This is a genomic window from Halomicrococcus pelagicus (assembly GCF_050954125.1).
Window position 1 is genome coordinate 14,168 of sequence record NZ_JBPBWC010000001.1, and the last position, 25,593, is coordinate 39,760.

34 protein-coding genes are annotated in these 25,593 nt (G+C 69.6%); 18 read left to right on the forward strand and 16 right to left on the reverse strand.

Translation table 11 applies throughout. The features are described from left to right. The first annotated feature begins 156 nt into the window (after window positions 1-156). The 6 genes from ACRYA2_RS00080 to ACRYA2_RS00105 all read left to right on the forward strand — a co-directional run bounded on the left by ACRYA2_RS00080 (window position 157) and on the right by ACRYA2_RS00105 (window position 5,616). Entirely contained in the window at window positions 157-465 is a 309-nt protein-coding gene (locus ACRYA2_RS00080; RefSeq protein WP_433623027.1) for a DUF7344 domain-containing protein, read from the forward strand. A 254-nt stretch (window positions 466-719) separates the two neighbouring features. Then, window positions 720-1,541 carry a TrmB family transcriptional regulator gene (locus ACRYA2_RS00085; RefSeq protein WP_433623029.1) on the forward strand — a complete coding sequence of 274 codons (822 nt, stop codon included), beginning with the start codon at window positions 720-722 and terminating at the stop codon, window positions 1,539-1,541. 300 nt (window positions 1,542-1,841) lie between these two features. Beyond that, window positions 1,842-2,612 (forward strand): DNA-directed RNA polymerase subunit epsilon, encoded by a 771-nt coding sequence (locus tag ACRYA2_RS00090; RefSeq protein WP_433623031.1) that lies wholly within the window; start codon window positions 1,842-1,844, stop codon window positions 2,610-2,612. 219 nt (window positions 2,613-2,831) lie between these two features. Then, window positions 2,832-3,614, forward strand: a complete 783-nt coding sequence (locus ACRYA2_RS00095) for a DUF7388 family protein (RefSeq protein WP_433623033.1) — start codon at window positions 2,832-2,834, stop codon at window positions 3,612-3,614. 137 nt (window positions 3,615-3,751) lie between these two features. Next, entirely contained in the window at window positions 3,752-4,516 is a 765-nt protein-coding gene (locus ACRYA2_RS00100; RefSeq protein ID WP_433623035.1) for a creatininase family protein, read from the forward strand. Next, window positions 4,513-5,616: an NAD(P)/FAD-dependent oxidoreductase gene (locus ACRYA2_RS00105; RefSeq protein WP_433623037.1), complete on the forward strand. Its 1,104-nt coding sequence runs from the start codon at window positions 4,513-4,515 to the stop codon at window positions 5,614-5,616. Before ACRYA2_RS00100 ends, ACRYA2_RS00105 begins: the two co-directional genes overlap by 4 nt. Before the next feature lie 17 nt (window positions 5,617-5,633). Here the strand turns inward: ACRYA2_RS00105 and ACRYA2_RS00110 are convergent, their stop codons facing one another. Both ACRYA2_RS00110 and ACRYA2_RS00115 read right to left on the reverse strand, forming a co-directional pair. Continuing rightward, window positions 5,634-6,026, reverse strand: a complete 393-nt coding sequence (locus ACRYA2_RS00110) for an Hsp20/alpha crystallin family protein (protein ID WP_433623039.1) — start codon at window positions 6,024-6,026, stop codon at window positions 5,634-5,636. Further along, window positions 6,023-6,181, reverse strand: a complete 159-nt coding sequence (locus ACRYA2_RS00115; protein WP_433623041.1) for a DUF7559 family protein — start codon at window positions 6,179-6,181, stop codon at window positions 6,023-6,025. Before ACRYA2_RS00115 ends, ACRYA2_RS00110 begins: the two co-directional genes overlap by 4 nt. Before the next feature lie 260 nt (window positions 6,182-6,441). Here ACRYA2_RS00115 and ACRYA2_RS00120 point away from each other — a divergent pair, with 260 nt between their 5' ends. Next, window positions 6,442-6,609 carry an HVO_0758 family zinc finger protein gene (locus tag ACRYA2_RS00120; RefSeq protein WP_433623043.1) on the forward strand — a complete coding sequence of 56 codons (168 nt, stop codon included), beginning with the start codon at window positions 6,442-6,444 and terminating at the stop codon, window positions 6,607-6,609. On the opposite strand, the gene ACRYA2_RS00125 is transcribed toward ACRYA2_RS00120, so the two are convergent. After that, window positions 6,610-7,698, reverse strand: a complete 1,089-nt coding sequence (locus ACRYA2_RS00125) for an aldo/keto reductase (protein WP_433623045.1) — start codon at window positions 7,696-7,698, stop codon at window positions 6,610-6,612. 95 nt (window positions 7,699-7,793) lie between these two features. On the opposite strand from ACRYA2_RS00125, the gene ACRYA2_RS00130 reads away from it, so the two are divergent. Next, window positions 7,794-8,300, forward strand: a complete 507-nt coding sequence (locus ACRYA2_RS00130) for a gamma carbonic anhydrase family protein (protein WP_433623047.1) — start codon at window positions 7,794-7,796, stop codon at window positions 8,298-8,300. 1 nt (window position 8,301) lies between these two features. Here the strand turns inward: ACRYA2_RS00130 and ACRYA2_RS00135 are convergent, their stop codons facing one another. Continuing rightward, on the reverse strand, window positions 8,302-8,517 hold the full coding sequence (locus tag ACRYA2_RS00135; RefSeq protein ID WP_433623049.1) for a hypothetical protein: 216 nt from the start codon (window positions 8,515-8,517) through the stop codon (window positions 8,302-8,304). After that, on the reverse strand, window positions 8,517-9,878 hold the full coding sequence (locus tag ACRYA2_RS00140) for a nicotinate phosphoribosyltransferase (protein ID WP_433623051.1): 1,362 nt from the start codon (window positions 9,876-9,878) through the stop codon (window positions 8,517-8,519). The genes ACRYA2_RS00135 and ACRYA2_RS00140 overlap by 1 nt, the downstream gene beginning before the upstream one ends. Window positions 9,879-9,954: 76 nt before the next feature. Between ACRYA2_RS00140 and ACRYA2_RS00145 the strand changes: the two genes are divergently transcribed. From ACRYA2_RS00145 to ACRYA2_RS00155, 3 genes are all read left to right on the forward strand, one after another. After that, a complete protein-coding gene (locus ACRYA2_RS00145; RefSeq protein WP_433623053.1) occupies window positions 9,955-10,089 on the forward strand; it encodes a hypothetical protein in 135 nt (44 codons plus the stop codon). A 45-nt stretch (window positions 10,090-10,134) separates the two neighbouring features. Next, window positions 10,135-10,392, forward strand: a complete 258-nt coding sequence (locus ACRYA2_RS00150; RefSeq protein ID WP_433623055.1) for a DUF5789 family protein — start codon at window positions 10,135-10,137, stop codon at window positions 10,390-10,392. A gap of 103 nt (window positions 10,393-10,495) precedes the next feature. Next, window positions 10,496-10,810 carry a transcription factor S gene (locus tag ACRYA2_RS00155; protein WP_113275093.1) on the forward strand — a complete coding sequence of 105 codons (315 nt, stop codon included), beginning with the start codon at window positions 10,496-10,498 and terminating at the stop codon, window positions 10,808-10,810. A gap of 169 nt (window positions 10,811-10,979) precedes the next feature. Here ACRYA2_RS00155 and ACRYA2_RS00160 read toward each other — a convergent pair whose 3' ends face one another. The 4 genes from ACRYA2_RS00160 to ACRYA2_RS00175 form a co-directional block, all read right to left on the reverse strand. After that, window positions 10,980-11,567, reverse strand: a complete 588-nt coding sequence (locus tag ACRYA2_RS00160; RefSeq protein ID WP_433623058.1) for a class I SAM-dependent methyltransferase — start codon at window positions 11,565-11,567, stop codon at window positions 10,980-10,982. Window positions 11,568-11,646: 79 nt separating this feature from the next. After that, window positions 11,647-12,369 (reverse strand): methyltransferase domain-containing protein, encoded by a 723-nt coding sequence (locus tag ACRYA2_RS00165; RefSeq protein ID WP_433623060.1) that lies wholly within the window; start codon window positions 12,367-12,369, stop codon window positions 11,647-11,649. Then, on the reverse strand, window positions 12,366-12,755 hold the full coding sequence (locus tag ACRYA2_RS00170; RefSeq protein ID WP_433623062.1) for a nascent polypeptide-associated complex protein: 390 nt from the start codon (window positions 12,753-12,755) through the stop codon (window positions 12,366-12,368). The genes ACRYA2_RS00165 and ACRYA2_RS00170 overlap by 4 nt, the downstream gene beginning before the upstream one ends. Window positions 12,756-12,836: 81 nt before the next feature. Further along, the gene (locus tag ACRYA2_RS00175) at window positions 12,837-13,307 is read right to left on the reverse strand and encodes a PUA domain-containing protein (protein ID WP_433623064.1); all 471 of its coding nucleotides are present in this window, start codon (window positions 13,305-13,307) and stop codon (window positions 12,837-12,839) included. 131 nt (window positions 13,308-13,438) lie between these two features. On the opposite strand from ACRYA2_RS00175, the gene ACRYA2_RS00180 reads away from it, so the two are divergent. Then, on the forward strand, window positions 13,439-13,615 hold the full coding sequence (locus ACRYA2_RS00180; protein WP_433623066.1) for a hypothetical protein: 177 nt from the start codon (window positions 13,439-13,441) through the stop codon (window positions 13,613-13,615). A 13-nt stretch (window positions 13,616-13,628) separates the two neighbouring features. Here ACRYA2_RS00180 and ACRYA2_RS00185 read toward each other — a convergent pair whose 3' ends face one another. The 3 genes from ACRYA2_RS00185 to ACRYA2_RS00195 are packed head-to-tail and all read right to left on the reverse strand — an operon-like array spanning window position 13,629 to window position 15,497. Next, the gene (locus tag ACRYA2_RS00185; protein WP_113275098.1) at window positions 13,629-14,126 is read right to left on the reverse strand and encodes a LabA-like NYN domain-containing protein; all 498 of its coding nucleotides are present in this window, start codon (window positions 14,124-14,126) and stop codon (window positions 13,629-13,631) included. Window positions 14,127-14,175: 49 nt separating this feature from the next. Continuing rightward, entirely contained in the window at window positions 14,176-14,811 is a 636-nt protein-coding gene (locus ACRYA2_RS00190) for a metallophosphoesterase family protein (protein WP_433623068.1), read from the reverse strand. A gap of 44 nt (window positions 14,812-14,855) precedes the next feature. Next, window positions 14,856-15,497, reverse strand: coding sequence for a metallophosphoesterase family protein (locus ACRYA2_RS00195; protein WP_433623070.1), 642 nt, complete (start codon window positions 15,495-15,497; stop codon window positions 14,856-14,858). A 348-nt stretch (window positions 15,498-15,845) separates the two neighbouring features. On the opposite strand from ACRYA2_RS00195, the gene dapA reads away from it, so the two are divergent. The 6 genes from dapA to ACRYA2_RS00225 are packed head-to-tail and all read left to right on the forward strand — an operon-like array spanning window position 15,846 to window position 21,588. Then, the gene (gene dapA / locus ACRYA2_RS00200; RefSeq protein ID WP_433623072.1) at window positions 15,846-16,739 is read left to right on the forward strand and encodes a 4-hydroxy-tetrahydrodipicolinate synthase; all 894 of its coding nucleotides are present in this window, start codon (window positions 15,846-15,848) and stop codon (window positions 16,737-16,739) included. 50 nt (window positions 16,740-16,789) lie between these two features. Continuing rightward, the gene (gene dapB, locus ACRYA2_RS00205) at window positions 16,790-17,530 is read left to right on the forward strand and encodes a 4-hydroxy-tetrahydrodipicolinate reductase (protein WP_433624692.1); all 741 of its coding nucleotides are present in this window, start codon (window positions 16,790-16,792) and stop codon (window positions 17,528-17,530) included. Beyond that, complete coding sequence (locus tag ACRYA2_RS00210) at window positions 17,527-18,357, forward strand: 2,3,4,5-tetrahydropyridine-2,6-dicarboxylate N-succinyltransferase (RefSeq protein ID WP_433623074.1); 831 nt, start codon at window positions 17,527-17,529, stop codon at window positions 18,355-18,357. The genes dapB and ACRYA2_RS00210 overlap by 4 nt, the downstream gene beginning before the upstream one ends. Continuing rightward, entirely contained in the window at window positions 18,354-19,637 is a 1,284-nt protein-coding gene (gene lysA, locus ACRYA2_RS00215; RefSeq protein ID WP_433623076.1) for a diaminopimelate decarboxylase, read from the forward strand. The genes ACRYA2_RS00210 and lysA overlap by 4 nt, the downstream gene beginning before the upstream one ends. Then, on the forward strand, window positions 19,634-20,470 hold the full coding sequence (gene dapF, locus ACRYA2_RS00220) for a diaminopimelate epimerase (RefSeq protein ID WP_433623078.1): 837 nt from the start codon (window positions 19,634-19,636) through the stop codon (window positions 20,468-20,470). The genes lysA and dapF overlap by 4 nt, the downstream gene beginning before the upstream one ends. After that, complete coding sequence (locus ACRYA2_RS00225; RefSeq protein ID WP_433623080.1) at window positions 20,467-21,588, forward strand: M20 family metallopeptidase; 1,122 nt, start codon at window positions 20,467-20,469, stop codon at window positions 21,586-21,588. The genes dapF and ACRYA2_RS00225 overlap by 4 nt, the downstream gene beginning before the upstream one ends. Window positions 21,589-21,595: 7 nt before the next feature. Here ACRYA2_RS00225 and ACRYA2_RS00230 read toward each other — a convergent pair whose 3' ends face one another. The 4 genes from ACRYA2_RS00230 to ACRYA2_RS00245 form a co-directional block, all read right to left on the reverse strand. Continuing rightward, window positions 21,596-21,814: a zinc ribbon domain-containing protein gene (locus ACRYA2_RS00230; protein WP_433623082.1), complete on the reverse strand. Its 219-nt coding sequence runs from the start codon at window positions 21,812-21,814 to the stop codon at window positions 21,596-21,598. 63 nt (window positions 21,815-21,877) lie between these two features. Next, window positions 21,878-23,215: a hydroxymethylglutaryl-CoA synthase gene (hmgB, locus tag ACRYA2_RS00235; RefSeq protein ID WP_433623084.1), complete on the reverse strand. Its 1,338-nt coding sequence runs from the start codon at window positions 23,213-23,215 to the stop codon at window positions 21,878-21,880. 26 nt (window positions 23,216-23,241) lie between these two features. Further along, on the reverse strand, window positions 23,242-24,756 hold the full coding sequence (locus ACRYA2_RS00240) for an Ig-like domain-containing protein (protein WP_433623086.1): 1,515 nt from the start codon (window positions 24,754-24,756) through the stop codon (window positions 23,242-23,244). 206 nt (window positions 24,757-24,962) lie between these two features. Next, window positions 24,963-25,553: a DUF2150 family protein gene (locus ACRYA2_RS00245; protein ID WP_433623088.1), complete on the reverse strand. Its 591-nt coding sequence runs from the start codon at window positions 25,551-25,553 to the stop codon at window positions 24,963-24,965. Window positions 25,554-25,593: the final 40 nt, after the last annotated feature.

Below are 25,593 nucleotides of genomic sequence, written 5' to 3' on the forward strand. Positions count from 1 at the left end.
TAACTGTCGGATTTCGTACTATCGTTGCCTCTCGAACTGACCACGGTTCAACGCGAGGAGCGGCTCTCAACTCCTGTTACTCGCTTCATCAAAACAGAGTACCTGGGTAAAAAAGATGGATGTTGATGCAGCTCCGGACCCACTCTCGAAGCGACGATGGACACCAGCACCATTTTTCGACTGCTTGGGAGGAGTCAGCGACGGCACGTACTGCTCGAACTCGTGGATCGCGAAACGGCTGCCGGCATTGCCCAGGACGGTGACGGCGGTCTCGACATCGACGCGACGTATTCGGACCCGCGCAAACTCGAACTCGAACACTGTCATCTCCCGAACCTCGCGGACAACGACGTAATCGAGTGGAACCGTGAGACGAACACGGTCACCAGAGGTCCCCAGTTCGACGCCCTCGAAGCTCAACTACGACTGCTACGGGACGAGGACAGCGATGTTCCCGACGGCTGACGACGCTCCGGACCGACGGCGTCGACCGAGCGAGGAGCCCTCGACGGATAGCACGCCTGCTACCAGCGCTCCGACGGCCACTGGCTCTGTACGACGTATCCAGCGTAGCGCACCGTAGCGACGCCGAAACTCCAGTTCGTCGCCTCTCGTGATTGTGCGGTGTGTTCGTCGTGCGCGAGGAGCGTCAGTGGCTTGTATGCAGCGAGCGAACGAGTAGTGTATATCCGGGATCACCCGGAGAGTGGTTGGGACACATGACATCAAACGAACAATATGAACACGCTGTCGACCTGCTACAGCAACTTGGATTAAAGGAGTACGAAGCGAAGTGTTTCGTGGTTCTCTCCCGGCTTCCGAAGGGGACCGCGAAACAGATCAGCGAACAGTCCGACGTCCCTCGCACGCGTGTCTACGATGCGACGCGCGTCCTCGAAGCGCGCGGACTGGTCGAAGTGCAACATTCGAGCCCCCAGTACTTCCGCGCCGTCTCGATAGACGAGGCAATCGCGACGCTCCGTCAACAGTACGAATCACGGTTCGACGAACTCCAGGACGCCGTCGAGGGTCTGGAGCAATCGACGACCGACGACTCGGACACGGTCCACGAAGTCTGGTCGCTGTCCGGGAGCGACGCCATCGCGAATCGGACCCAGCAGCTGATCGGAGAGGCCGACGACGAGGTAGTCCTCATCCTCGGCACCGATGCGGTCCTCTCCGAGGAACTCTACGAGAGTCTCGACGACGCGGCCGACAGGGACGTCTCGCTCATCGTCGGTACGCTCGCCGACTCGGTGCGAGAGGAGATCGATCGGCGACTCGAGGCCAAGGTGTTCCTCTCGGAACTCAACTGGCTCGGATCCCCCAGCGACGGCTACGGGGGCTCCGCCAGAGACGAAGACACGGCGATCGGCCGACTGCTCATGGTCGACCGCGAGACTATCTTCGTGAGTTCCGTCGACCCGATCAGCGGGAAAGAGCAGGCGGTGTTCGGCCGCGGGTTCAGCAACGGCCTGGTGGTCATCGTGCGGCGACTGATGGCGACCGGCCTCCTGGCGAGCGAGGACCCCGGCACCTGAGTGCCCGTGCCTCCGTTCGAGCGAACCGCCGCGGAACCTTCCGGGTGGCTCACGGTCGCCGCGCGGAAGCGACCCTGCCCGCTGCACGGAAGCCGTCTCCGGTTCGGTCGTTCGGCCCCGGAGAGCGGACCTGATTGCAGTGGTCCGCCGGGATGGGGCGTCGTCGTTTTAAGTACTTCCCGCGACAAGGGATAGATACGAGGAGGTTTTTCGGACCGCGGAACGCGTCTCCGCGCTTTCCTGTCACCGTTCTTTCGCGAGACGCATCTTTCAACTGTCCGGGGCGAGTACCGGGGGACGATGACTGCCGGCTCCGACCCCCGTTTCGAGAGCGACGGGCTGCGTGCGGACGACCGTGGAGCGTCCGACCGCCCGCTCAGCCAGCGACCCGGCGACAGCGCTGTCAGTCGCGCCGACCTCCAGCGCGACGAGACGGTGCGACGCTGGGGACCGGTCACGCCGAGCGCGACCCTCATCGGGCGGGCCAGTTCGCCCGACGCGGACCTCTCCGAGGACGTCCGGCGACTGCACGAGGAACGCCACTCGGCGATGGCCGGCCACAGCAAGCGCGTCCACCGCCTCGACAAGGTGCGAATCAGCCACGCGCTCTGCAACGACCTGTCGCTGACCCCGTGGCAGCGCGACTGCGTCATCGGCATCATGGCGGACCTCGACCTGACCGCCTTCGGCAGCCAGCGCGCCATCCCGACCGTCGCGCTCGTCGTCATCCGCCACGTCGTCGACCGCGAGCGCGAGCACTACCTCGGACTGCACGACCAGGAGTGGATAGGCGAACTACCTCCCGAGCGCCTGACGGAGCTCTACGACCAGTTCCACTCCATCACGGACGACGACCGGTTCACCGAACTCGCGAAGAAACACGGCCTCGACGTGACGAGCCTCAACCGACTCCGGCGCACGCTCAAAGAGCAGGTCGACGAACAGGGCATCGAAGACGCCGTCTACGGCCGAAACCCCCACCGGGACCCGAACCTGCCGAGCCTCGGCGAGCGGTCGGACGGGCCCGAAGACTCGGAGGGACGACCCGCTGGCGAGAACGTGGACGGCTGAGAACGAAGACTTCCTCGTATCTGTCCCTTGTCGCGGAAAGCATTTAAAGCGACGACGCCTCGTCCCGGCGGCGCCCGAACGCTCCCACAGAACTGTTGCCAGTGCCGACAGCCTTTTGACGCGGCCCGGGCTACCCAAGCGTGCATGGTCGCACAGACGATGGATCGCGTTCCGCACGAATCGTAGACGACTAGTTCTGATTATGCGAGGTGTGTGCCGATGCTGACCAGTGGCGACGCCGTCGCACGCACGGGGCTCGACGCCGCGGCGCTGAAGCCCGCAGAGTGCGACGTCCGTCGGGCGACGGAGCTACCGCTCGACGCGATTACTATCGACTACGAGGGTCGCGAGCATCTCCCCGACGAGGCCACGCTGGAGACGCTGGCCGAGGAGATGGACGTCCGGTTGACGATTCCCGTCCGCGCGGACGGGTTCGACCCCCTCGGTGACGACGCCGTCCTCGACGGCCTGCCCGCGTCCGTCGGCCGGGTGCTCGTCGCGGGACACCCCGCGTACCTGACCGACCGCGAGCGCAAGCGAACGGTCGCGCCCCGCCTCGGAGCGGCGCTCGCCGACGCGCCCGACGCCTGGGTCGGCACCGAGAGCGTCGAACGCGTCGCCATGGCGACCGGCGCGACGCAGTTCGAACTGCTCACCAGGTCGACGACGCGGGACCTGCGCGGGCTCCGGGCCGCGGGCTTCGATGGCACCGTCGCGGTTTACGCGCCCACGGTGCTGACCGACGACGAGGACGCCGTCCTCGACGCGGTCGGCGGGTACGTCGCCCGGCGCAACGCCGTCGCGTCGGCGCTCCCTGAGGGCGCACCGACCGATGCGAGCGCGACGGGTCGCGCCCGCGAGGTGCTGCTCGCCGCGAGCGACGACTTCGCGCTGGTCGGCACCCCCGAGGAGGTCGGCGAGACGGTCGGCGACCTGAAGGCGGCCGGTGCGGACCTCGTCGTCGGCTACCCCGCACGCGGCATCGAGTCGTTCCTTGACTAACGCGGGACGTCGTTCCTCGGCGGGCCGGCGAGTCTTTGCTCGACCGACCCGCGACTCGCGTTCGACGCCGCCCCGGCGTTCGCCCGACGAGCGGGCCGAACCGCAGTTCTAAGTACCGGCGTTCCGACCGCTCCCGTATGTCACTGCTCCACGAACACACGACCGCGACGGCGAGCGACGCGTTCGCCGACGTCGAGGTCGCGCTGTTGCCGACGGGGAGCGTCGAACAGCACGGGCCGGCGCTCCCGCTCGGGACCGACTTCCTGGCCGCGGAGGCCGTCGCACGCACCGCCGCGGACCGCGACGACTGCGTCGTCCTGCCGACGATTCCGGTCGGGGTGAGCGAACATCACCGACAGTTCGACGGGACGCTGTGGACCGACCCGGAGACGTTCGAGGCGTACGTCCGCGACGTCGTGGCGAGCGTCGCCAGCCACGGCGTCCGCAAGGCCGTCGTCGTCAACGGCCACGGCGGCAACGACGAGGCGCTCCGGCGTGCGGCCCGCGAACTGCGCCGGGAGGAGGTCGCGTTCGCCGCGCCGTGGAACTGGTGGGCGGGGCTGGACGACCTCGTCGAAGCGGAGTTCGACACCGCGCTGGGACACGCCGACGCGGTGGAGTCGAGCATGGTGCTGGCGGTCGCCGAGGACCTCGTCCGGGAGGCGGCCCTGGCGGAGGCCGAGGCGGGCGCGAGCGACTCGTGGGGGCGGACGGTCCACGGTGCGAACGTCGGCTTCGACACCGCCGACTTCTCGGACAGCGGCGCGGTCGGCACGCCCACGGACGCCTCCCGCGAGGCCGGCGAGAAACTGCTCGACCGGGCGAGCGAGGAACTGACCGCGCTGGTCGACTGGCTGACCGAGCGGGACGCGTCGGCGCTGTGGCCGGCGGAGCACCGATGAGGGTCGCCGTCGTCGGCGGCGGCGCGGTCGGCGTGACGGCGGCCCGCGACCTCGCCGCCCGCGACGTCGACGTGACGCTGTTCGAGAAAGGGGAGGTCGGCGGCGCGAGCACGGGCCGCGCCGCCGGCGTGCTGTACGACGCCTTCGCCGCACCGGAGGACGCCCGCATCGGCGACCGGGCCATCGAGCGCTTCCGCGCGTTCTCGGGCACCGGCGACTTCACCTTCGTCGAGACGCCGTACGTCTGGTTCGCCCGCGAGGGCGACGAGCGCCGCGCCGACGCCATCCGGGAGCAGGTCCCGCGGATGCGAGACGAGGGGCGCGACGTCGCCTTCCTCGACCCCGCCGACCTGGCCGAGCGCTATCCCGCCGTCGCCGTCGAGGACGTGGGCGTCGCCGCTATCGCGCGCAACGCCGGTCGGACCGACCCCGGGCGGTACGCGACCGCGATGGCCGACGCGGCCCGCGACGCCGGGGCGGACGTGCGGACGGGCGTCGAGGCCGCCGTGCGAACCGGCCCGCCCCGCGTCCGGGTCGACGGCGAGATGCTCGCGTTCGACGCGGTCGTCGTGGCGGCCGGCGCGCACACGAAGCGCGTGCTCGCCGACGCCGGGATTCCCGTCGCCCTGAAGCCGTACCGCGTGCAGGCGCTCACCTGCGAGTTCGACGCCGACGTGCCCATGCTGTACGACGCGACCGCGGGCTACTACTGCCGGCCGCACCCGGAGGGGTTGCTGGCCGGCAACGGGACGGAAGAGGTCGAGAGCGACCCCGACGACTGCAACCGCGACGGCGATGCGGCGTTCCGCGAGGCGACGGTCGAGCGACTCCGCGAGCGATTCGACGTCGACCCCGACGTGAACCGTGCCTGGGCCGGCCTCTGCACTGCGACGCCCGACCGCGACCCCCTGCTCGGCGAACTCCGCGACGGCCTCTACGTCGCCGCGGGCTGGCAGGGCCACGGGTTCATGCGCGCACCGGCGCTCTGCGAGGCCGTCGCCGCGGACGTGCTCGGCGACGGCGGGATTCCGGCGTTCGACCCGACCCGCTTCGACGGCGACGAGGAGTTCGCCATCGTCGAGGGGATGACCGTCGAGTAGAAAGAGCGGCGCCGCGACTAGGCTTCTGCGCTCTGGGTTTCCTTCGGCACGCGGACCTCCAGTGTTCCGGAGTCGGTCAGCGTCGCGGACGCGGCGTTCGCGTCCACCTCGCCGTCGGGAGGCAGTTCGACGCGACCGTCGAGCGACATCCCGCGACCCGGGAACACCATCCCGAAGCCCTCGTGGAACTCCCGGAACCGGTCGAGTCGGACCAGCACCGCGCCGTCGGCGAACCGGACCTGGACGTCGCTGCCGGTCGCGCCGGGGGCGTCGAAGACGACGAGGTACGCGTCGTCGCTCTCGAGCAGGTCCGCCGGGAGCGGGCGGGTCTCCTGGACCTTGCTCGCGGCGCGGCCGACGCGCTGGAAGACGGCGTTGCCGACCGAACGGCCGAGTTCGCGCAGCGTCATAGTTCGATCTCTTCGAGGCAGTCGGTCCCGCCACAGTACGGGCACTGGAAGTCGGTCACGCCCACGTCGTCCGGCATGTCGTACGTGTAGTGCATCTCGAACATGTCCATCTCGCAGTCGTCGTTCGTACATCGAACTTCGAGCGTCGCGGGCATGCTTGAACGTACGGCGCGGACGATTAATAAACGCGGGGACTCCGGCCGTCGCCGGTCCGCGTAGCGACGGGCGGTAGCCGCCGACGGTACCGGCAGTGTCGAGCGGTCGCCGCTTCCCGACGCCCGACGGGCGAGTCGGTGACCGGTCGCTTTCGGCCTCGCGAGGGGACCGACGCAACGTAACAGGTACGACAGAACTCGTTTCGGGTGCGTTGTGGTTGCCCGATGATTTTTGTCATACGAGAGTGAATGACACGATTATGAACTCTGTCCGGAGCGCACTACGCGAGGGCGCGGTAGAGAAAGACACCTACGGGCGGCTGGCCTGTACGTCGTGTGCGGAGTCGCTGAAGACGCACAACGACCCGGACGAGGTGTTCACCGTGAAGTACTGTCCCGAGTGCGACGGCGAGTGGAAGGAGCTGTAATCACTCGAAGACGGCGTCGAAGGCGTTCGCGCCCATCGGCTCGAACCGCCCGGCGCCGACGTTCTCCCGGACGTGCTCGACGTCGCTCGCGCCGACCAGCGACGAGGTGACCCCCGGCGCGCTCCGCGCGAAGTTGATGGCGCGCTGGGCCGACGTGTCGCCGGCCAGGCGCTCGGCCACGTCCTCGGGCAGTCCCTTCGCGAGTTCACCCTGACCGATGCTGGCGCTGGTGAACACGTTCAGGCCCGCCTCGTGAGCGAACCACAGCGCGCTCTGGTCGCCCTCCGGCCCCTCCTGTGACTCGACGGTGAACGCGTCGGCCATGTGGACGTTGAACGGCAACTGGACGGCCCGGAAGTGGGTCGCCGTGTTCTCGGCGCGCTTGGCCGCCTTGCGTGCGCGCGAGGCCACCTCCCGGAGCGAGAGGTAGTCGTCGTGGCCCTTCGGAACGCGGAACGCTGTCCAGGTCGCCACGCCGTAGCGGTCGAGGTCGCCCGCCGCCGCGCGCTCTTCGAGTCGCGTGAACGCGTCCTCTAACTGGTCGTACACCGCCTCGCGGGACCGCACCTGTAGCTGGGTCTCGGGATTGTGGACGTAGTACAGGTCGACGCCGTCGAGTCCGAGGTTCTCCAGCGACCGGTCCAGTTGCGCGTCGAGGAACTCGGGCGCGATGCAGTGGCTGCCGCGCGCGAGATCGTCGCGGTCCACGAGCCCGGGCTCGACGAACTCCTCGCGGACGTACTCGCCGGGGTCCTCCGGGCGCTCGCCGTCGAACGGGAGGAAGCCGCCCTTCGTGGCGACGAACACCGCGTCCCGGTCCACGTCTGCGTCGTCTACCGCCTCGCCGACGACGCGCTCGCTGCGCTGGCAACGGTAGTTGATGGCCGTGTCGACGACGTTGACGCCGCTCTCCAGCGCCTTCGTGATGGCCTCGCGGTAGTCGTCGTCCACCTCGTCCGTCGGCTCGCCGAGGTACGTTCCGAGGCCGACGCTGGAGACCGCCAGGTCGTCGCACCGCCGGAAGTAGGTCCGTCCGAACTCGTCGCCGAACGTCGCCTTGTACTCGAAGGTTCCCTCCTCTGTCGCCATGACTTTCGCTTCGTGCGTCTCCCGGATAAGCGCGCGGTGTCGGCGTCGCAGTCGGGGAAACCTACACGGCGCTGGACGTCGTGACGGTACGCGTCATGACGACCTACGGTTTCGAGGGGAGTGACCCCGCCGTCAACGAGAGCGCCCGCATCGCCCGCGACGCGACCCTGGTCGGCGACGTGACGGTCGGGGCCGACGCCAGCGTCTGGCCCGGGGCGGTGCTCCGGGGGGACGTCGCCCCGGTCCGGGTCGGCGCGGAGGCGCACGTCGGCGACAACGCCGTCCTTCACGCCAGCGACGTCGGCGACCGCGTGATGGTCGGCCACGGCGCGGTGTGCAACGACGCCGCGGTCGAAGACGGTGCGCTCGTCGGGTTCGGCGCGACCGTCTCCGACGTGACGGTCGGCGAGCGCAGCATCGTCGCCGCGGGCACCGTCGTCCCGGAGGGGTACGAGATACCGTCGGAGTCGTTCGCGCGCGGCGTGCCCGCCCGCGTGACGCCGCTGGAGGAGACGACGGTCGACCCCGAGGAGACCTTCGAGACGTACTCCTCCGGGGCGTACACCGACCTCTCGCGACGTCACGGGGAGCTGTTCGAGTAGGTCAGAACAGCCGACCGACCGAGAAGTACCGGAGGAACGACTCGACGAGGACGGTGAGCACGCCGCCGAGCGCGAGCAGCCAGGTAGCGGTTCCGACCGGCACCGCGAGCAGTCCTAGCAGGTCGAGCGCGACCGCGGTGGCGGCGACCGCGAGCAACCAGATGACCAGTCCAGCGAGACGCTCCCCCGTTCCGGATTGGCGCCGTTCCCCGGCCATCACTCGCGCAGTTCGGCGGCGAGGTCGTCGGTTCGTGCCCGCAGTTCGTCGCCGACCTCGACCGGATACTCGTCGGGGTCGCGGAGGTCTCGGCAGCCCGCCGGCAGTTTCCGGCGTCGCTCGCGCGCCCGGTCCTGGAGGGCGTCCAGCCCCGGCAGGTCGCGGACGCGCTCGCCGTCCTCGAACACCGTCACCAGCTGCTCCTCGCCCGGCAGTTCGTCGGCCTCCTCGCGGAGCCCCACCACGTCGCGCTCGTACCCGTCCTCGCCCTCGACGCGACGGACGCTCTTCGCGTTCGGGTAGGTCACCTTCCCCGCCGAGAGCTTCATACTCGGTCGCATCTCCCCGTCGCGCTCGACCGCGACGAGTTTGTAGACGGCGTCCATCGACGGTGCGTCCTCGCTCGTCGCCAGGGCGGTGCCGGGACCGAAGCCGCTCGCGACGCCGTCGTCCCGGAGGAAGTCCGCTATCTCGTACTCGTCCATCCCGGAGGAGACGAAGATGGGAGCGTCGCCGACCACCTCCTCGACTTCCTTCGAGAGCGCGACGAGGTCGCCCGAGTCGAGGCGCACGCCGACGTCGGCGTCGTACTCGTCGGCCACCTCCATCGCCACCTTCGCACCCGCCACGGTGTCGTAGGTGTCGACCAGCAGGACGGAGTCGTCGCCGTACTGTTCGACGAAGGTCGCGAACGACGAGCGCTCGTCGGGGAAGCTCTGGATCCACGAGTGGGCCATCGTTCCGTAGACGGGGAGGTCGAACGCCTCGCCCGCCGCGACGTTCGAGGTGCCGTCGAATCCGCCGACGTAGGCCGCTCGCGCGGCCTTCACTCCGGCGTCGGTGCCGTGAGCGCGCCGCGAGCCGAACTCGACGAGCGACTGGTCGTCGCCGTGCCGGTCGACCGCCTCGGCCATCCGCGCGGCCTTCGTCGCGACGAGGCTCTGGAAGCCGACCTGGTTGATGAGCAGCGTCTCGAACAGCTGGGCCTCGAAGATGGGCGCGGTCACTTCCAGCAGCGGTTCGTCCGGGAAGACGGGCGTCCCCTCCGGGAGCGCGCGCAACTCCCCCGTGAACTCGAAGTCGGCGAGGCGGTCGAGGAAGTCGTCCTCGAACCCGCGCTCGGCGAGGTAGTCGAGCGCACGGTCGCCGAACGTCAGCGTCTCGACGTACCGGACCGCCTGCTCCAGTCCGGCCGCGAGGACGTACCCCCGGTCCGGCGGCAGGTCCCGGAAGAAGAGGCTGAACGTCGCCCGCGGTTCGTGGTCCGACGCGTGGTACCCCTGCAGCATCGTCAGCTCGTAGAGGTCGGTGAACAGCGGGAGCGTCTCGGGCGTGACGTAGCCGAACTCGGCGTCGGTCATGCTCCCGGAGAACGACGGCGGACGGCTAAAGTGTGCGGGGCGAACGTCGTTTATTCGCTCGGACCGTATCGCCGGTATGAAACTCGTCGAGAAGCTCGCACCCGACTTCCTGCGGCCGACGTGGCGATGCCAGGGCTGCGGGAAGACCTACTGGCGCAACCGCCGGACGTGCCGCAACTGCGAGGGAACCGTCTTCGACCGCGTTCGATGAGGCGCCGCGACAACAGCTAAGGAGACGCCCGGCGTACGCTAGTCGATGGCACGAACTGTCAAACTGAGCCACGTCGACGCCGTGCTCGGAGAGCTGTCCTACCCGTTGAGTCAGGACGAAGCGGTGCGGGAACTCGACGACGTGACCGTGGAGCTCGCCGACGGCGAACGCAATCTCGGCGACCTCGTCTCTCGGGCCAACGACGACGAGTTCGACTCGATGGACGACCTGGCGAACGAGATTAACAACACGCTCCCGCGCGAGGCGGTCGGCGAACCGTACCAGTCCGAGGGCGAGGGATAACGGGCGGAGACGCGAGCGGTCGCCGCGCCGGACGTCGCCTCGTTCCGTCGCGTCGGACGAAACACGCCTCTTAAATGCTCGGCGGAGTTAGACCGGGGCAACGATGGAGTTCTGTGACGAGTGCGGTTCCATGATGAAAGCCGACGACGGACTCTGGGTCTGTGGGAGCTGCGGCTACGAGAAGCCGAAAGACCCCGAGGCGCAGTACGTACTGACCCAGGACCAGGAGGCCAGCGAAGTCATCGAGACGGGCGACGGCGAGGACAGCGGCCTGCCGACCACCGAGGTCCAGTGTCCCGAGTGCGGCAACGACCGCGCGTACTGGTACATGCAGCAGATTCGCGCCGCCGACGAGAGCGAGACGCGATTCTTCGTCTGTACCGAGTGCGAGCACAAGTGGCGCGAAGACGACCACTGACTTCGACCTTCTTACTTCGTCGGGTGTCCTCGGGCCTCTCGCCCGCGGGTGCGTTTTCGGTCGAGTTTCCCGCGAGCGAGAGCGCCGCTCGCGGCGACGCAGTTCGCGCGCCGCGGGGCTCGTAGCGTGCCTCGCGTCGCTCCCGGCGGTTTGTAGCGGTACCGACGGACTACCGTTCGGCGACGACGCCGTAGTGGTACGGCGGCAGGTCGACGACGGTCGCCACCTCGTAGCCGGCGTCGGCGAGCGCTCGCTCGGTCGCCGTCGGGGGCATCCGGAGGTCGGCGGGCGGTCCCCGCGGCTCGCCGTCGACGGTCGTCTCCTCGCGCGGACGGTCGCGCCAGTTGACGACCCCGACGCGGCCCCGGTCAGTCAGCGACTCCGCGACGGTGTCCAGGAACGACGCCGGCTCCGGAACGCCGTGTAACACGTTCGCCAGCAGCGCGAACGTCGCCGGGCGGGGAAGCAGGTCCGGAAGGTCGTCCGCGTCGCCCGGTATCGTCGCGACATCGACCGCGACGCCGCGTCGTTCGGCGGCCGACCGGAGGTCCGCGAGCAACTCCTCGTTCAGGTCGACCGCGTACACTTCCTCGGCCGTCTCGGCGGCCGGGAGCGCGAAGTAGCCGTCGCCGCAGCCGACCTCGGCGACCCTGTCGTCCGGTTCGAGGCCCAGGTTCCGGAGGACGCCCTCCGGGTCGGGCCACAGCGTCTCCCACCAGTCCCAGTCCGGTTGTCCGGTGTTCCGAAACTCCGCCATGGCTCGCGCTTGGTCGTACGAACAGTTGAGCGTTACTTCCTGCAGGAGAAAGCGGTCGGCGCGACGGTGGACGCTCGCGCTACACCTTCCGCGCGAACGTCAGGTAACCGGTGTGACCGACGCCAGCGGTCGAGGGGCGCGTGCCGCGGTCGTCGAAGTCCATCTCGCGCTGGATGGTCTCCTTGGTTCGCACGTTCGCCAGGTCGGCCTCGCGGGCCGCCTCGGCGACCGCGCGGGCGTCCTCGACGAACGGTGAGTAGACGCCGAGCGACCCGCCGTCGGCGAGCAGGTCCGGCGCGCGCTCGACCGCCGCGGGGGCGTCCTGCGTGTCGAGCGTGAGCACGTCGAACCCCGAGAGGTCGTCGAAGTGCTCGGTCACGTCGCCGCTCCGGACGTCGACGGCGTCGGCGACGTTCGCCATCGCGACGTTGTCGCGCGCCACGTCGGCGAACTCGGCGTCCTGCTCGTAGGTGACCACGTCCGCACCGATGCGACCGAGGTAGGCCGCGAGCACGCCGGTCCCGGTGCCGGCGTCGAGCACGCGGTCGCCGGCCGCGACGCCCGTCTCGCCGACGATGAGCCCCACGTCGCGGGGCATCATCGGCGCGCCGGTGCGCTCGAAGTGATGGAAGAGGTCCGGACCGCGGAGCCGCCGGACGGTGAACTCCTCGCCGAGATGGGTTTCGAGCGTGTCGCCCGGTTCGACGTCCTCCGGCACGTCGAGGACGCCGAGGTCCGTCTGGAGCTCTTCGCCCGGCTCGCGCAGGTACTCCCGGTCGCCGTGGACGAGAAGGACCGTCACTCGAGACGCTCGACCGCCGCGGCCAGGTCGCCGCCTTCCGCTTCGAGAGCCTCGCGCGCCTCGTCCTCGCTCGTTCCGGCGCGCTGGGCGACGATCCCCACGTCGGCGTCGGGAATCTCGCTCGCCGAGTCGTCGCTCTCCTCGATGGCACCGGTGCTCTCGTCCGTCGACGCCTCGCGCGTCTCGGCGTCGCCGACGATCTGGTAGGTCTGCTGACCACGGGCGTCCATCCGGGTCACGTCGGGCGCGTCGAAGACGAGTTCTTCGCCGTCGGCCGTCCGGATGACGACCTCCTCGGCGTCGACCTCGTCGACGTCGATGCCCATCTGCTTCATCATCTGTTTCATCTTGCGGGGATTCATGCCCCCGCCGCCTCCTCCGAACATACGAGAACCGTCGGAACGAGGAGAGATAAGCGTGGCGGACGCGGGTCGCCAGCGGGCCGGAACGCGCCGGGAGAGCGGGCGTCACTCCTCCGCGCCGTCGCGCACTTTCACCGCCATCCCGGTCTCGAAGTCCAGCATGGCGTCGGCGTCGAGTTCGGCCCGACCGACGGCGAGCAGGTCGCCGCGCTCGTGGACCACCAGCACCTCGTCGTCCGGGCGCACGTCGGGGTCCACGTCCGCGACGAACTTGGCGAAGACGTTCTTGCCGTCGCGGACGAACGGTTCGCTCTCGTCGCCGACGACGACCCGGCAGGCGGGCGATTCGAAGGCGTCCGCGAGCCGACGGCCGCCGGCGACGCCGAGGGTGAACCGCCCATCCGTCGTGTAGGTCACGAGCCGGCCCGCCTCCGCGAGCACCTGGCTCGGCCGACCGGACGACGAACGCCGGACGGAGAGGTCGTCGTCCGGCGGGAACAGCGCGTCGCCCGCACCGGCACCGAACTGGTAGTCCGCGGTCACCCGGAGGTCGGCGAGGTCGTCGGCGTCGATCATCGCCGGGGATTCGGTGCCAGCGCGTGAAAACCTTCGCGTTCTCGAACGGCGACCCATCCTTGCTATGCTATACCATGTTGGTGTATGGCGGGTGTGGAGCGATTTATTAGCCCTCAGGTCCAAGCGGGGGTATGAACTCCAAAGAGATGGTCGGAATCACCCTGCTCATCGCCGGATCGGTCATGATATTCCTCGTCACGTCGATGGGGAGCGGACTGGTAACGAACGTGCTCGCCGGTGCCGCCACGCTGGCACTCGCCGGCGGTGCCCTCGCGTTCGGCACCTCGGAAGACGGCCGGCCGGTGTAGGACGGGACGGTCGCTACAGCAGGAACGTCTCGGTGCGCTCGCTGAGGTCGATGAACTCGTCGCAGGCAGCGACCAGTTCGTCGGCCGACGACTCCTGGAACCCCATCACTTCGACGCGGACGCCCTCGTGACGCAGGTGGGTGACGAGTCGTGCGAAGTCGCCGTCGCCGGTGCAGAGGACGATGGTGTCGGCCCGCGACGCGAGCGTGACGGCGTCGATGCACATGCCGACGTCCCAGTCCGCCTTCTTCGTCCCGTCGCCGAACGTTTTCAGCTCCTTGATTTTGGTCTCGAAGCCGATGTCGGTGAGCGCGTCGAAGAAGCTCTCCTCGTCGGGGCTGTCGGCCTGGATGACGTAGGCGATGGCCCGGGTGAGTTCGCGGTCCTGCGTGGCCTTCTTCAGGAGCGACGAGTAGTCGATGTTCCGGCTGTAGACGCTCTGTGCCGTGTGATAGAGGTTCTGAGCGTCGGCCAGCACCGTCACCCGCTGGTTCGGATGAATCTCGGTCATGAGTTGGTGTGATAACTACTCGCGTAAATGGATTCGCACTCGCAACCCGTCAGGACCCCGGAGTGTCCGACCACGACAGTGCGAGCGTGTCGGGGTCGAGCGCGTAGTATCGCTCCCACGCCGGTGCGAGGCTGACGACGCGCGTGTCGCCAACCGTCGCCTCGGCGTGTCTGTGGTGGTGGCCGACCAGACAGAGCTCCGGATCGACGGTCGCCAGAATCTCGTCGACGGGCTCACAGCCCGGGTCGTAGCCGTAGTACAGCAACCCGTGCGGCGCCTCGTGGGTCAGGAACACGTCCACGTCGTCGAGTTGCTTCGCCCGCTCGACGTCCTCCCGGACGAAGTGACGCCGCCGGTCCCCCGAGAGGTCGTCGCGAGGTTGGTCGTACTTCGTGGGCGCGAAGTTGCCCGAGAGGCCGGCGACCCGGATACCCTGGAGGTCGACCGCGGTGCTGGCCAGCAGGTGGGCGTTGTGCGCGTCCTCGACGGTCTCTCCTCGACGGAGCACTTCGACGACGTCGAAGTCCTCGTTGTTGCCCGCGACGAACCACGTCGGAATCGGGAGGTCGTAGCGGAGGAGGTCGCCGACCTGGACGGCGGCGTCCGCGTCCGCCGCGGCGTAGGCGGCCGCCAGCGCGCGACGGTTTTCGGGGTCGTTCGCGTGGACGTCCCCCAGGACGAGCATGGGGACCCAACGACCGGACCGCCGTTAAACGCTGGGGCGAACGGTCACGTGTCCGGCGTCTCGTAGTCGGTCAGCGCGAGCGTGTCGGGGTCGAGCGCGTAGTATCGCTCCCACGCCGGTGCGAGGCTGACGACGCGCGTGCCGCCGAACGTCGTCTCGGCGTGCTCGTGGTGGTGGCCGACAAGACAGAGTTCGGGGTCGAGCGCGTTCAGCAAGTCGTCGACGTGCGAGCAGCCCACGTCGTACTCCTCGGCGACGGGGAGCCCGTGGGGTGCCTCGTGCGTCAACAGGACGTCGACGTCGGTCAGGTCCATCGCCGCCTGGACGTCCTCGTGAGTGAAGTGACGGCGGCGTTCGCCGACCAGGTTCGCACGGGGCCGGTCGTACTTCGTGGGCGCGAAGTTGCCCGAGAGGCCGGCGACCCGGATACCCTGGAGGTCGACCGCGGTACTGGCCAGCAGGTGAGCGTTGTCGACGCGAGAGTTGGTGACGAGGCCGTTCCGGAGTGCGGCGACGACGTCGAAGTCCTCGTTGTTGCCCGCGATGAACCACGTCGGAATCGGGAGGTCGTAGTGTAGCAAGTCGCCGAGCTGGAGAGCGACGTCCGCGTCCGCCTGGCGGTAGGCGGCGAGCAGCGCGCGACGGTTTTCGGGGTCGTCGGCGTGAGCGTCACCGAGGACGAGCATCGACTTCACGTAGTCACGACGGCGTGATAAGACCGCCGATTCGCCGGATTCGAGACCACGGTCGCCGGTGCCCGACGGACGGGGACGGCGGTGTCACCGACCGGTGCGGTCCGCGACGGTCGTCGGAGCCAAATCCTGCCAGCGACGCAAGAGCTAAGTCGCTCGCTGCGTGCCAGTCCAACATGCACCCTGCTGTGGCCACTGCCGCGGACGCGTTCGCGGAGAGCCACAGCGCGGTCGGGAAACGGACAAAACGCGCGCCCTGAGGTTCGCGGCGGGAGTAGCGTCCCCGTCTCGGGCCGTTCTCGTTCTGCACCGCGCGACGACCGTTTCCCCCCAAACCGAACGATGACGAACGAACCACTCCGTGGGGTCTACCCCGCGATGACGACACCTTTCCGTGACGGTAGTATCGACTACGAACAACTTCGCGACGACGCCCGCCGCCTCGAAGCGGCCGGCGTCGACGGCCTCGTGCCCGTCGGCTCGACCGGCGAGAGCGCGACCCTGAGCCACGACGAACACGTCCGGGTCGTCGAGGCCGTCGTCGACGTCGTGGACGTCCCGGTCGTCGCCGGGGCCGGCAGCAACGCGACCCGCGAGGCGCTCGAACTCGCGCGGCGCTCGGCCGACGCCGGGGCCGACGCCCTGCTGCTCATCTCGCCGTACTACAACAAGCCCGAACCGGACGGGATGGAGGCCCACTACCGCGCCGTCGCGGACGAGGTCGACCTCCCGCAGATACTCTACAACGTCCCCTCGCGCACGGGGCGGAACGTCGACGTGGAGACGGCCGTCTCGCTGGCGAGCCACGAGAACGTCGTCGGCTACAAGGCCGCCAGCGGCGACTTCGGTCGAATCGGCGAGGTCATAGAGCGGACGACCGACGAGGAGTTCGCCGTCCTCTCGGGCGACGACGCGCTCACCCTCCCGATGCTCGCCGTCGGCGCGACGGGCGCCATCAGCGTCGCGGCGAACGTCGAACCGGAACGCACCTGCGAGATGGTCGAGCACGCGCTCTCCGGCGACTTCGAGAGCGCGCGCGAACTGCACCGCGAACTCGGACCGCTGTTCCGCGAACTGTTCGTCGAGACGAACCCGATTCCGGTGAAGGCCGCGATGGAACTCCGCGGGTACGGCCCGGGCGAACTGCGCTCGCCCCTCTCCCCGCTGTCGGACGAACACCGGGACGACCTGGCCGCCATACTCGACGAACTCGACCGAACGGAGGTATCGGCGTGAGCGACGACGCTTCCCCGACGCGAATCGTCGTCACGGGCGCGACGGGACGGATGGGACGCGCCGTCCTGGATGCCGCGAGCGACCGCGAGGACGTCGACGTCGTCGCGGGCGTGAACCGCGACCCGGAGGCGGACGCGAGCGACGCCGACCCCCAGGTCCCCATCGAACCGGCCCGGGAGTTCGGCCGCGTACTCCGCGAACGCGACCCCGACGCGCTCGTCGACTTCTCCGGCCCGTCGAGCAGCCAGAACTACGTGGCGGTCTGTGCGGAAGCGGGCGTCGCTTGCGTCGTCGGCACGACGGGGTTCGACGACCGGGGTGAATCCGCCCTCGACGCCGCGAGCGACCACGTTCCCGTCCTGCGGGCGAGTAACTTCTCGCGCGGCGTCCAGGCGCTGTTAGACGCCGTCGAGGCCGCTGTCGGCGACCTCCCGGAGTACGATGTGGAGGTGACCGAGACCCACCACAACGGCAAGCGCGACGCGCCGAGCGGCACCGCCAAGACCGTCGTCGACCGCATCGAGTCGACGCGGGACGGCGACGGTCGACGCGTCCACGGCCGCGAGGGCGACGCCCCCCGCGAGCCGGGCGAGATAGGCGTCCACGCGCGCCGGGCCGGGGGCGTCCGCGGCGAACACGAGGTCCTCCTGGCCGGCGGCGACGAGGAACTCAGGCTCGCCCACCGCGCGGGAAGCCGGGCGGTGTTCGCCGAGGGCGCGCTCGACGCGGCGGACTGGCTGGCCGGGCGCGACCCCGGCCGGTACGAGTTCTCGGAGGTGGTCGGCGTATGAGCCTCGAGAGCGATGTCCGGGAGCTCTGGCGGCGCTACGACGACGGCGACCTGGACGCCGACAGCGCGACCGAGGACGCCTACGTCACGCTCGACGCCGTCCTCGACGCGCTCGAATCCGGCGAGGTCCGCGCCGCCGAGAAGCGTAACGGAGAGTGGGAGTCCAACGAGTGGGTCAAGCAGGCCATCCTGCTGACCTTCGGCCTCCGGGAGACCCGCCCGCGGGAGTACGGTGGCGTCACCTACCACGACGTGCTCCCGCTGCGCCGGACCGACGACCTGCCGGGACGGAACACCCGCAACACGCCGGACGGGACCGTTCTCCGGCGCGGCGCCCACGTCGGCAGCGACTGCATCGTGATGAGCCCGAGCTTCGTCAACGTCGGCGCGTACGTCGGCGACGGCACGCTCGTCGACTCCTGTGACACCGTCGGCTCCTGCGCCCAGATCGGCTCGAACGTCAAGCTGGGCGCGAACGCGCTCGTGGGCGGCGTCCTCGAACCGGTCGAGAGCGCCCCGGTCGTCGTCGAGGACGACGTGTCCCTGGGTGCGGGTTGTCGGGTCACCTCCGGCTTCGTCGTCGGTGAGGGAAGCGTGGTCGGCGAGAACACGCTGCTGACGCCGCGGATTCCCATCTACGACCTCGTCGAGGAGGAGGTCGTCTACGGCCACCTCCCGCCGAACCGCCGGGCATTCACCCGGTTCGTCGAGTCGGGCGTGAGCGACCACGACCTGTTCGACGGCGGCGCGTACAAGCCCGCGGTCGTCGCGCTCGACGTGCAGGAGGACACGCTCGCGGAAGTCGAGCGCGAGGAGGCCCTGCGATGAACGCGACCGGCGACGCCGCGGGCGCGAGCGCGCGCTCCGCGGACGCCGAGAATCCGCCGGTACGACGCCTCGCCGACTGGGACGACGCCGCTCTCGCCGGTCTCGCCGACGAGCACGGCACGCCGCTGTACGTCCTCGACCTCGACCGCGTGCGGCGGAACCACCGGCGGTTCGCGGCGGCGTTCCCGGACGCGGCGGTCCACTACGCCGCGAAGGCCAACACCGCCCGCCCGGTCCTGCAGACGCTCGAAGCGGAAGGCGCCGGCGTCGAGTGCGCCTCGGCGGGCGAACTCGAACGCGCGCTCGACGCCGGCTTCCCCGGCGAGCGCGTCCACTACACCGCCGTCAACCCGCCCGCCGGCGACCTCGACCGCGCCGTCGAACTCGCCGCGGAGCACCCCGAACTGACGATAACCGCGGGCGCGGAGGACACGCTCGACCGCCTCGCCGAACGCGGGTACGACGGCCGGCTCTGTCTGCGGGTCAACCCGGGCGTCGGCGCGGGCCACCATGAGAAGGTCCGCACCGGCGCGGACGCGAAGTTCGGCGTCCCCGACGAGCGCGCGGCCGACCTGCTCGCGGACGCGGCGGAGACCTTCGACGTGGTCGGCGTCCACGCCCACGCCGGCAGCGGCATCTCCGGCGACGACCTCTCGGCCCACCGCGAACTCGTCGCCCGGATGGGCGACCTCGCCCGGGACGCGCCGGTCGACCTGGAGTTCGTCGACGTGGGCGGCGGGTTCGGCGTCCCCTACGCCCCCGACGACCCGCCGCTCGACCTGGCGGCCGTCGCCGATGCGACGCGCGAGGCGCTCGGGCCCGTCGACGCCGAACTCGTCGTCGAACCGGGTCGCTACCTCGTGGCCGACGCCGGCGTGCTCCTCGCTCGGGTGAACACCGTCAAGGAGACGCCGGAGACGACCGTCGTCGGCGTCGACGCCGGGATGACGACGCTCGCGCGCCCTGCGCTGTACGACGCCCGCCACGAGGTCCGGACCCTCGGCGGCGGGAGCGCGGACGGCCGCGTCGAGGCGACCGTCACGGGACCCATCTGCGAGAGCGCGGACACCTTCGGCGAGCACGCGCTGGCCGACCCTGAACGCGGCGACGTGCTCGCCGTCGGCAACGCCGGGGCCTACGGCTACGAGATGGCCAGCCAGTACAACTCCCGGCCCCGGCCCGCGACGGTCGTCGTCGACGGCGACCGCTCGGCCGTCGTCCGGGAGCGCGAGACGACCGCCGACGTGGTCGCCGGCGAACGGGAGGTGAACTGGCTGTGAGCCTCGAGTTCGAGAAGTACCACGGCACCGGCAACGACTTCGTCGTCGTGGACGCGTCGCTCCCGGTCCCCGACCGCGGCGCGTTCGCCCGGGAGGTCTGCGACCGCCAGCGCGGCATCGGCGCCGACGGCGTCCTCTTCCTGGCGCTCGAAGGCGCCTACCGTCCGCCCCGGGTCATCATGACGCTCGTGCAACCCGACGGGAGCACGGCCGCGATGTGCGGCAACGGCGCGCGCTGTGCCGCCCACTGGGCCGCCCGGCGCGCGAACGCCGACGCGGTGATGATCGACACGCTGGCAGGGACGCGGTCGGCGACGGTCCGGGACGACGGCGTCGCCGTCGAGATGGGAGCGCCGTCGTTCGCCCCCGGCGACGTTCCCCTCGCGGGGGACGCGCCGCTGGTCGAAGAGCAGGTCGGCGACTACGCCGTGACCGCCGTGAACACCGGTGTTCCCCACGCCGTCGCGTTCGTCGACGACGTGGCCGACGTGCCCGTCGAACGCGACGCGCCCGCCATCCGGAACCACGACCGCTTCCCGGACGGTGCGAACGTGACGTTCGCGTCGCGGACCGCGTCGGGATTCGGCCAGCGAACCTTCGAGCGCGGCGTCGAGGGCGAGACCGACTCCTGTGGCACCGGCGCGGTCGCCATCGCGGCCGTCGCCCGCCGTCTCGGCCTGGTCGACGACGACAGCGTGGCCGTCTCGCCGCCGGGCGGCGACCTCCGGGTCGCGTTCGAGGGCGGTCGCGCGACCCTCTCGGGTCCCGTCGAACGGGAGTTCGAGGGCGAGATAGACCCGCCGGCACCCCGGCGACGCGACTCGACGGCATGACGGCGTTCGACCCCGTCGAGTTCCTCGAACGCGCCGTCCGGACGCCCTCCCACGAGGACGTGACCGAGATGCGGTCGCTGCTCGTCGAGACGCTCGAATCCGCCGGCGCCCCGGCCGGCGTCGACGACGCCGGGAACGTCCTCGCGGCGCGCGAGGCCGACCGGGAGGGGCCGCACGTCGTCCTGAACACGCACGTTGACACCGTCCCGCCGCACGTTCCCTTCGCCCGGGAGGGCGACCGCATCGAGGGACGCGGCTCCTGCGACGCGAAAGGACCGCTGGCGGCGCTGCTGACCGCGTTCTTCGGGGTGACCCCCGACCGCGGGCGCGTGTCGCTGGCCGTCACACCGGACGAGGAGACGTCCTCGCGCGGCGCGGCGGCGCTCGACCTCGGCCGTCTCGGGCGCGGACCGGACGAGGAGACGACGTCGCGTCCCCCCGACGCGGTCGTCGTCGGCGAGCCGACCGGCCTGGACGTCTGCAACGCCGCACGGGGACGGTTCCAGGCGACGGTGACGCTCCGGGGCGCGAACGCACACGCCGCCAGTCCCGAGGCGGGCGTCAACGCCGTGGCCGGACTCGCGCCGGTGCTGGACGCGCTCGAGTCGTTCGCCGACCGACCGGGGGCTCCCGACCCCCATCCCGACCTCGGCGCGGCCACGCTGACGCCGACGACGGTCGAGGGAGGCGCGGCGACGAACCAGGTGCCCGCCGAGGCGTCGTTCGTCGTGGACCGCCGGAGCGTCCCGCCGGAGACCGCCACCGGGTTCAGGGACGCGCTCGCGGACCACCTCCGGGCCGCCGCGCCCGGAGACGTCGACGTGGACGTGTCGCTGGCCGAGCGCGAGACGCCGTTCCTCGAAGCGTTCGACACGCCCGCGGACGCGCGGGTCGTCGAGGCGTTCCGCGAGGCCGGCGCCGGCGAGGTGCGACCGTTCGGCGCGGCGACGGAGGCGTCGTACTTCGCGCAGGTCGCGCCGACCGTCGTGTTCGGGCCAGGAGTGCTCGCCGACGACGACGGCGCGGTCGCTCACGCGCCGCGGGAGTACGTGCCCGTCGACGAGGTCCGTCGGGCCGGCGACGTCGTCGCGGACGTACTCCGGACGTTCGTCGGTTAGCTCCGGGTCAGCCGAAGAAGACGTCGACCACGTCGCTGCCGCGATTCCGCACGTCGCGGTACAGCTCCGAGTACCCGCAGTTGTCGCAGGAGACGACGGTGAACTTCTTGGTCTGAATGTCGAACATCTTGCTCAGACCGCCGCCGGTCGTGGAGATGGTGTCCGTGGAGGCGCTGGCGTACCCGCACTTCGGGCAGCCGCTGTCGTCGGGGGAGTCAGGGTTCATACGGCCGCGACTGCGGTGTCAGAGAATAAATACTTTGGGCCGAGAGCGGGCAGCGTTCGCGGATTACTCCACGTAGTCGTACGTTCGCTCGTCCATCGCTCCGCGGCCGGCGAAGACGAACTCGCCGTCGGGCTCCGTGAACGCCGCCAGTTCGATGGACTTGTCGTGGTTGTGGCGGTCGTGGACCTGCTCGTACTCCTCGAAGGAGATGTCGTAGCGGTTCCGAATCTGTTCGTCGACGTTCAGGGCGTCGACCTCCTCGCGCCAGCCCTCCTGAATCGTCTCGGCGTGAATCTCGGCCTGCGCGCCGGAGCCGTAGGAGCCGACGAGCAGTCGGTCGCCGGTCACGTCGCGGTCCTCCTCGGCGGCGTACTGGAGCGCGGCGGCGCGGGCGATGTGGACCGACCCGGTGTACCAGTTTCCGACCTCGCGGGAGATAGAGAGGGTCGGCTCGACGACCTCGGCGTACCACTCCCGGTACTGGTCGGTCGACTTGAGGTCGTCCATGTACCCCCGGATGGCCTCCTCGTAGGCCTCCCGGTCGTCGAACTCCTCCTCGCGGGGCTGGCGTCCGATCTCGTCCGCGAGTTCGTCCTCCACCTCGGTGCAGCGAATCATGTGGCGGTAGCCGAGCAGGCCGGCCTTCCGGACCATGCCGGGGAACGGCGTGTGGTAGGGGATAAAGGCGAAGTCGTCGGGGTGCGTGTCGCCGGCGACGCTCTCGAAGTCCTCCAGCGCCTCGCGCATCCGGGCGAGGTACACCTGCATCGAACGCTTGCCGTCGACGCTGGGGAACTGCTGGTTGGGCTTCAGGAAGTCCGTCTCGTCGGCGCTGCCGTAGCCCTGCTCGGTCGACAGTTCGACGAGGTCGGGGTCCTCCGTGACGAGCATCGCGACCGCGCCGGCGCCCTGGGTCGCCTCGCCGGGGTCGCCGCGAGCGTACAGCGCGGTGTCGGTGGCGACGACCAGCGCCGACCGACCGCGGTTCCGACCCGCTCGAATCCAGTTGTACGCGTCGTCCAGGCTCTGCGTGCCGGCGATGCAGGCGAACTTGCGCTCGCCCTTGTTGGCGTGGTGGAAGTCCTCCTCGTACACCTGTTCGAGACAGCCCGCGATGTACGTCGAGACGGGCTTGGAGTTGTCGAACGCCGACTCGGTGGCCACGTCGATGCGACCGATGTCGGCCGGCGTCAGCCCCTTGCGCTCCATCAGCCGGTGGGCCGCGTTCGCGCCCATCGTCACGATGTCCTCGTGGGCGTCCGGGAACGAACTGGCGAACAGTCCGAGTCCCTTCGTGTACTTCTCGGGGTCCTCGCCCTTCTCCGCCGCGAACGTCTCGGCGAGGTCGAGTTTCAGCTTGCCTGTCCATATCTCCATGGCGTCGATGCCGACGGCGGTCATTCTTGCACGCAATTAGCGTCAACGTCCTATAAGGGACTGTCGATAGAACTATCGACGGTTGTCGAAACGCGCGAGAGATAGTGTCCGACGTCCGCCGTCGGTGAGGAATCGTACGTGGCTGGGGCGGCGTCCGTTTCGCCGTTCGCTCTGACCACGATGACTTTCGCTTCTTCAGGCGGAGACCGGTACTGCTTTTCTACGGTCGGTGACGTCGTCGTCCCGTCTCCATCCCCGAGGTCGAAATCCCATCGGTACTCCCTACGGTCGTCGTTCGAACCGGGGGCAATGGATGCGCTCTTGGCGCGAGAATTATTCGAACTGTTCCCCGGTTCTTCAGGTGGCCCGCTCCCGCTACCGTTACCATTCGAGTTACCAGGCGATTCGACGCTCACGTCGAACGTCGCGTTCTCGTAGTCGCGGTCCCCGCCGCGGACGCTCAGCGTCACCTCGTGGTCACCCTGCTTCCGGCCGGTGTAGACGAACTCCGCGCGGCCGCTCTCGTCCGTCGTCGAGGCTCTCGCGGGTCGAATCGTCCCTCCGGGCGCGCCGCTCACGTTCACCCGGACGCCGCTGACGGGATTGTTGAACCGGTCGCGGACCTCGGCGACGAGCGTCGTGCTCTCCCTGGCTCTGACGCTCCCGCCGCCGCGAACGTCCGTGATGTAGGTCGCCTTCGTCTCGGCGTCCGTGTTGCCGACGCTCACCTTCGCCATCCGGAGGTCGTAGGTCACCGTGTCACCGCGCGCGCCCTGGAGCGTCAGCGTCAGCACGCCGCCGTCGACGCTCACGTCCTCCACGTAGCCGCCGTTGGTCGTTCGCTCGTCTTCCAGCAGTTTCTTCCACTTCGACTCGCTCAGGCCGGTCGGCACTCTGACGGTGAGATTCTCACCCTCGGTCGCCTGCACGCTCACCGTCCGCGTGACCGTCGTCGACGGACTGACGGCGTGGGGGTCGAGGCTTACGGTCCCGGTCTCGGAGCGCGACAGCGAGCCGTTCAGCGCGAGGAGCGTTATCCGGCGGCCCTGCACGAGCGACTGGTCGGTGGCGGTGACGGTGGCCGAGTCGAACCGGTCGTACACGACCGTGTTCTCGTACGCCGTGACCGGCGCGTCGCCGTACTCGTGGTAGTTCGGCTCGAAGAGGAGGCCCCGGGTGAGAAACGAGCGGTTCGTTCCGTTCCAGTAGTCCGCGGTCTCGTTCGACAGAGCGGTGGCGTTGCTGACCGTGACGGTTCGAGCCGGCGTCGTCCGCAGCGTTCCGGAGGTCGGCGGCGGGTTGACGAAGAAGGTCCGCCGGGGGTATCGGGTGCCGAGGGTCACCGACACGGGCTGGCCGGTCCCCGTCGCGCCCGTCCGGACGACGGCGTTGCGCAGGTCGAGCAGTTCGCCTTTCACCTCCTGGTTGTGGCGGAACTCGACGCCGTGGTTCTGGTTCGGGACGACGGTCGCCTGGTAGAGCGACATCGCCACGACGAGGGAGGCGAACAGCAGCACCGTGCCGACCTGCACCGTCACGGCGCGGTCGTCGTCCCGGAACGTCATGCATCTGATAGAACGACGAGGGGACAAAAAACCTACCACTCGCTCTCCTGGCGCGTTCCCGTTCGCTGACCGGGGGTCGGTCGAGGCGACGACGCTGCCGTCGCCGTCGCTCGCGACGGAGTGGGGTAGCGCGGTCGAGAAAGGTCCGGACGGCGCGTCGGGAGATCTCTGGCGGCGTACTGGCCGGACGTCCCGGGCGTCTCTGCTCAGTCGTCCGCTTCGTCTTCCTCTTCGACGACCTCGGGGTCGCTCATCGCGCTCTGAAGGCTGTCGAGGCCGTTGACCCACTCCGTGACGAGGCCGTACTCGATGTCCTCGGTGACGGCGATGTCGAGTTCCTCGCCGTCGATGATTTGGGTGCCCGCCGCGGCGACGAGGCCGAGCGCGGAGTCGAGGTCATCGGCCTCCTCGGCCTTCGACGCTTCGACGACGTACTCCTCGACGGCCGCTTCCTCGGCGGGACCGCCGGCGAGGTACTCCTCGGCGGCGTAGAACACGCAGACGAGACTCGTCTGGACGCCGTCGATGAGCATCGCCTTCTCCTCGTCCTCGAATGCCACCTCGCCGAGCACCGTCTCGCGGATGTCGGCGAGTTCTTCGAGGGCCTCCTCCTCGCCGATCTCGTCGTCGTCGTACGCGGTGACGATCTTGGCGACGGCGATGGCGACGTCGTCCTGGAGGTTGAGCAGGAGGCGCGCGGAGTCCTCGTCCTCGGGGTCGATCTCCTCGTCCCGGATGCGGTCCAGCCAGTTCTGCCAGCGTTCCTCGGAGTAGAACTCCTCCGGCGGTGCGCTCATACCTCTTTGGTGCGTAGCGCGATTCATAAATCCTGCGAGG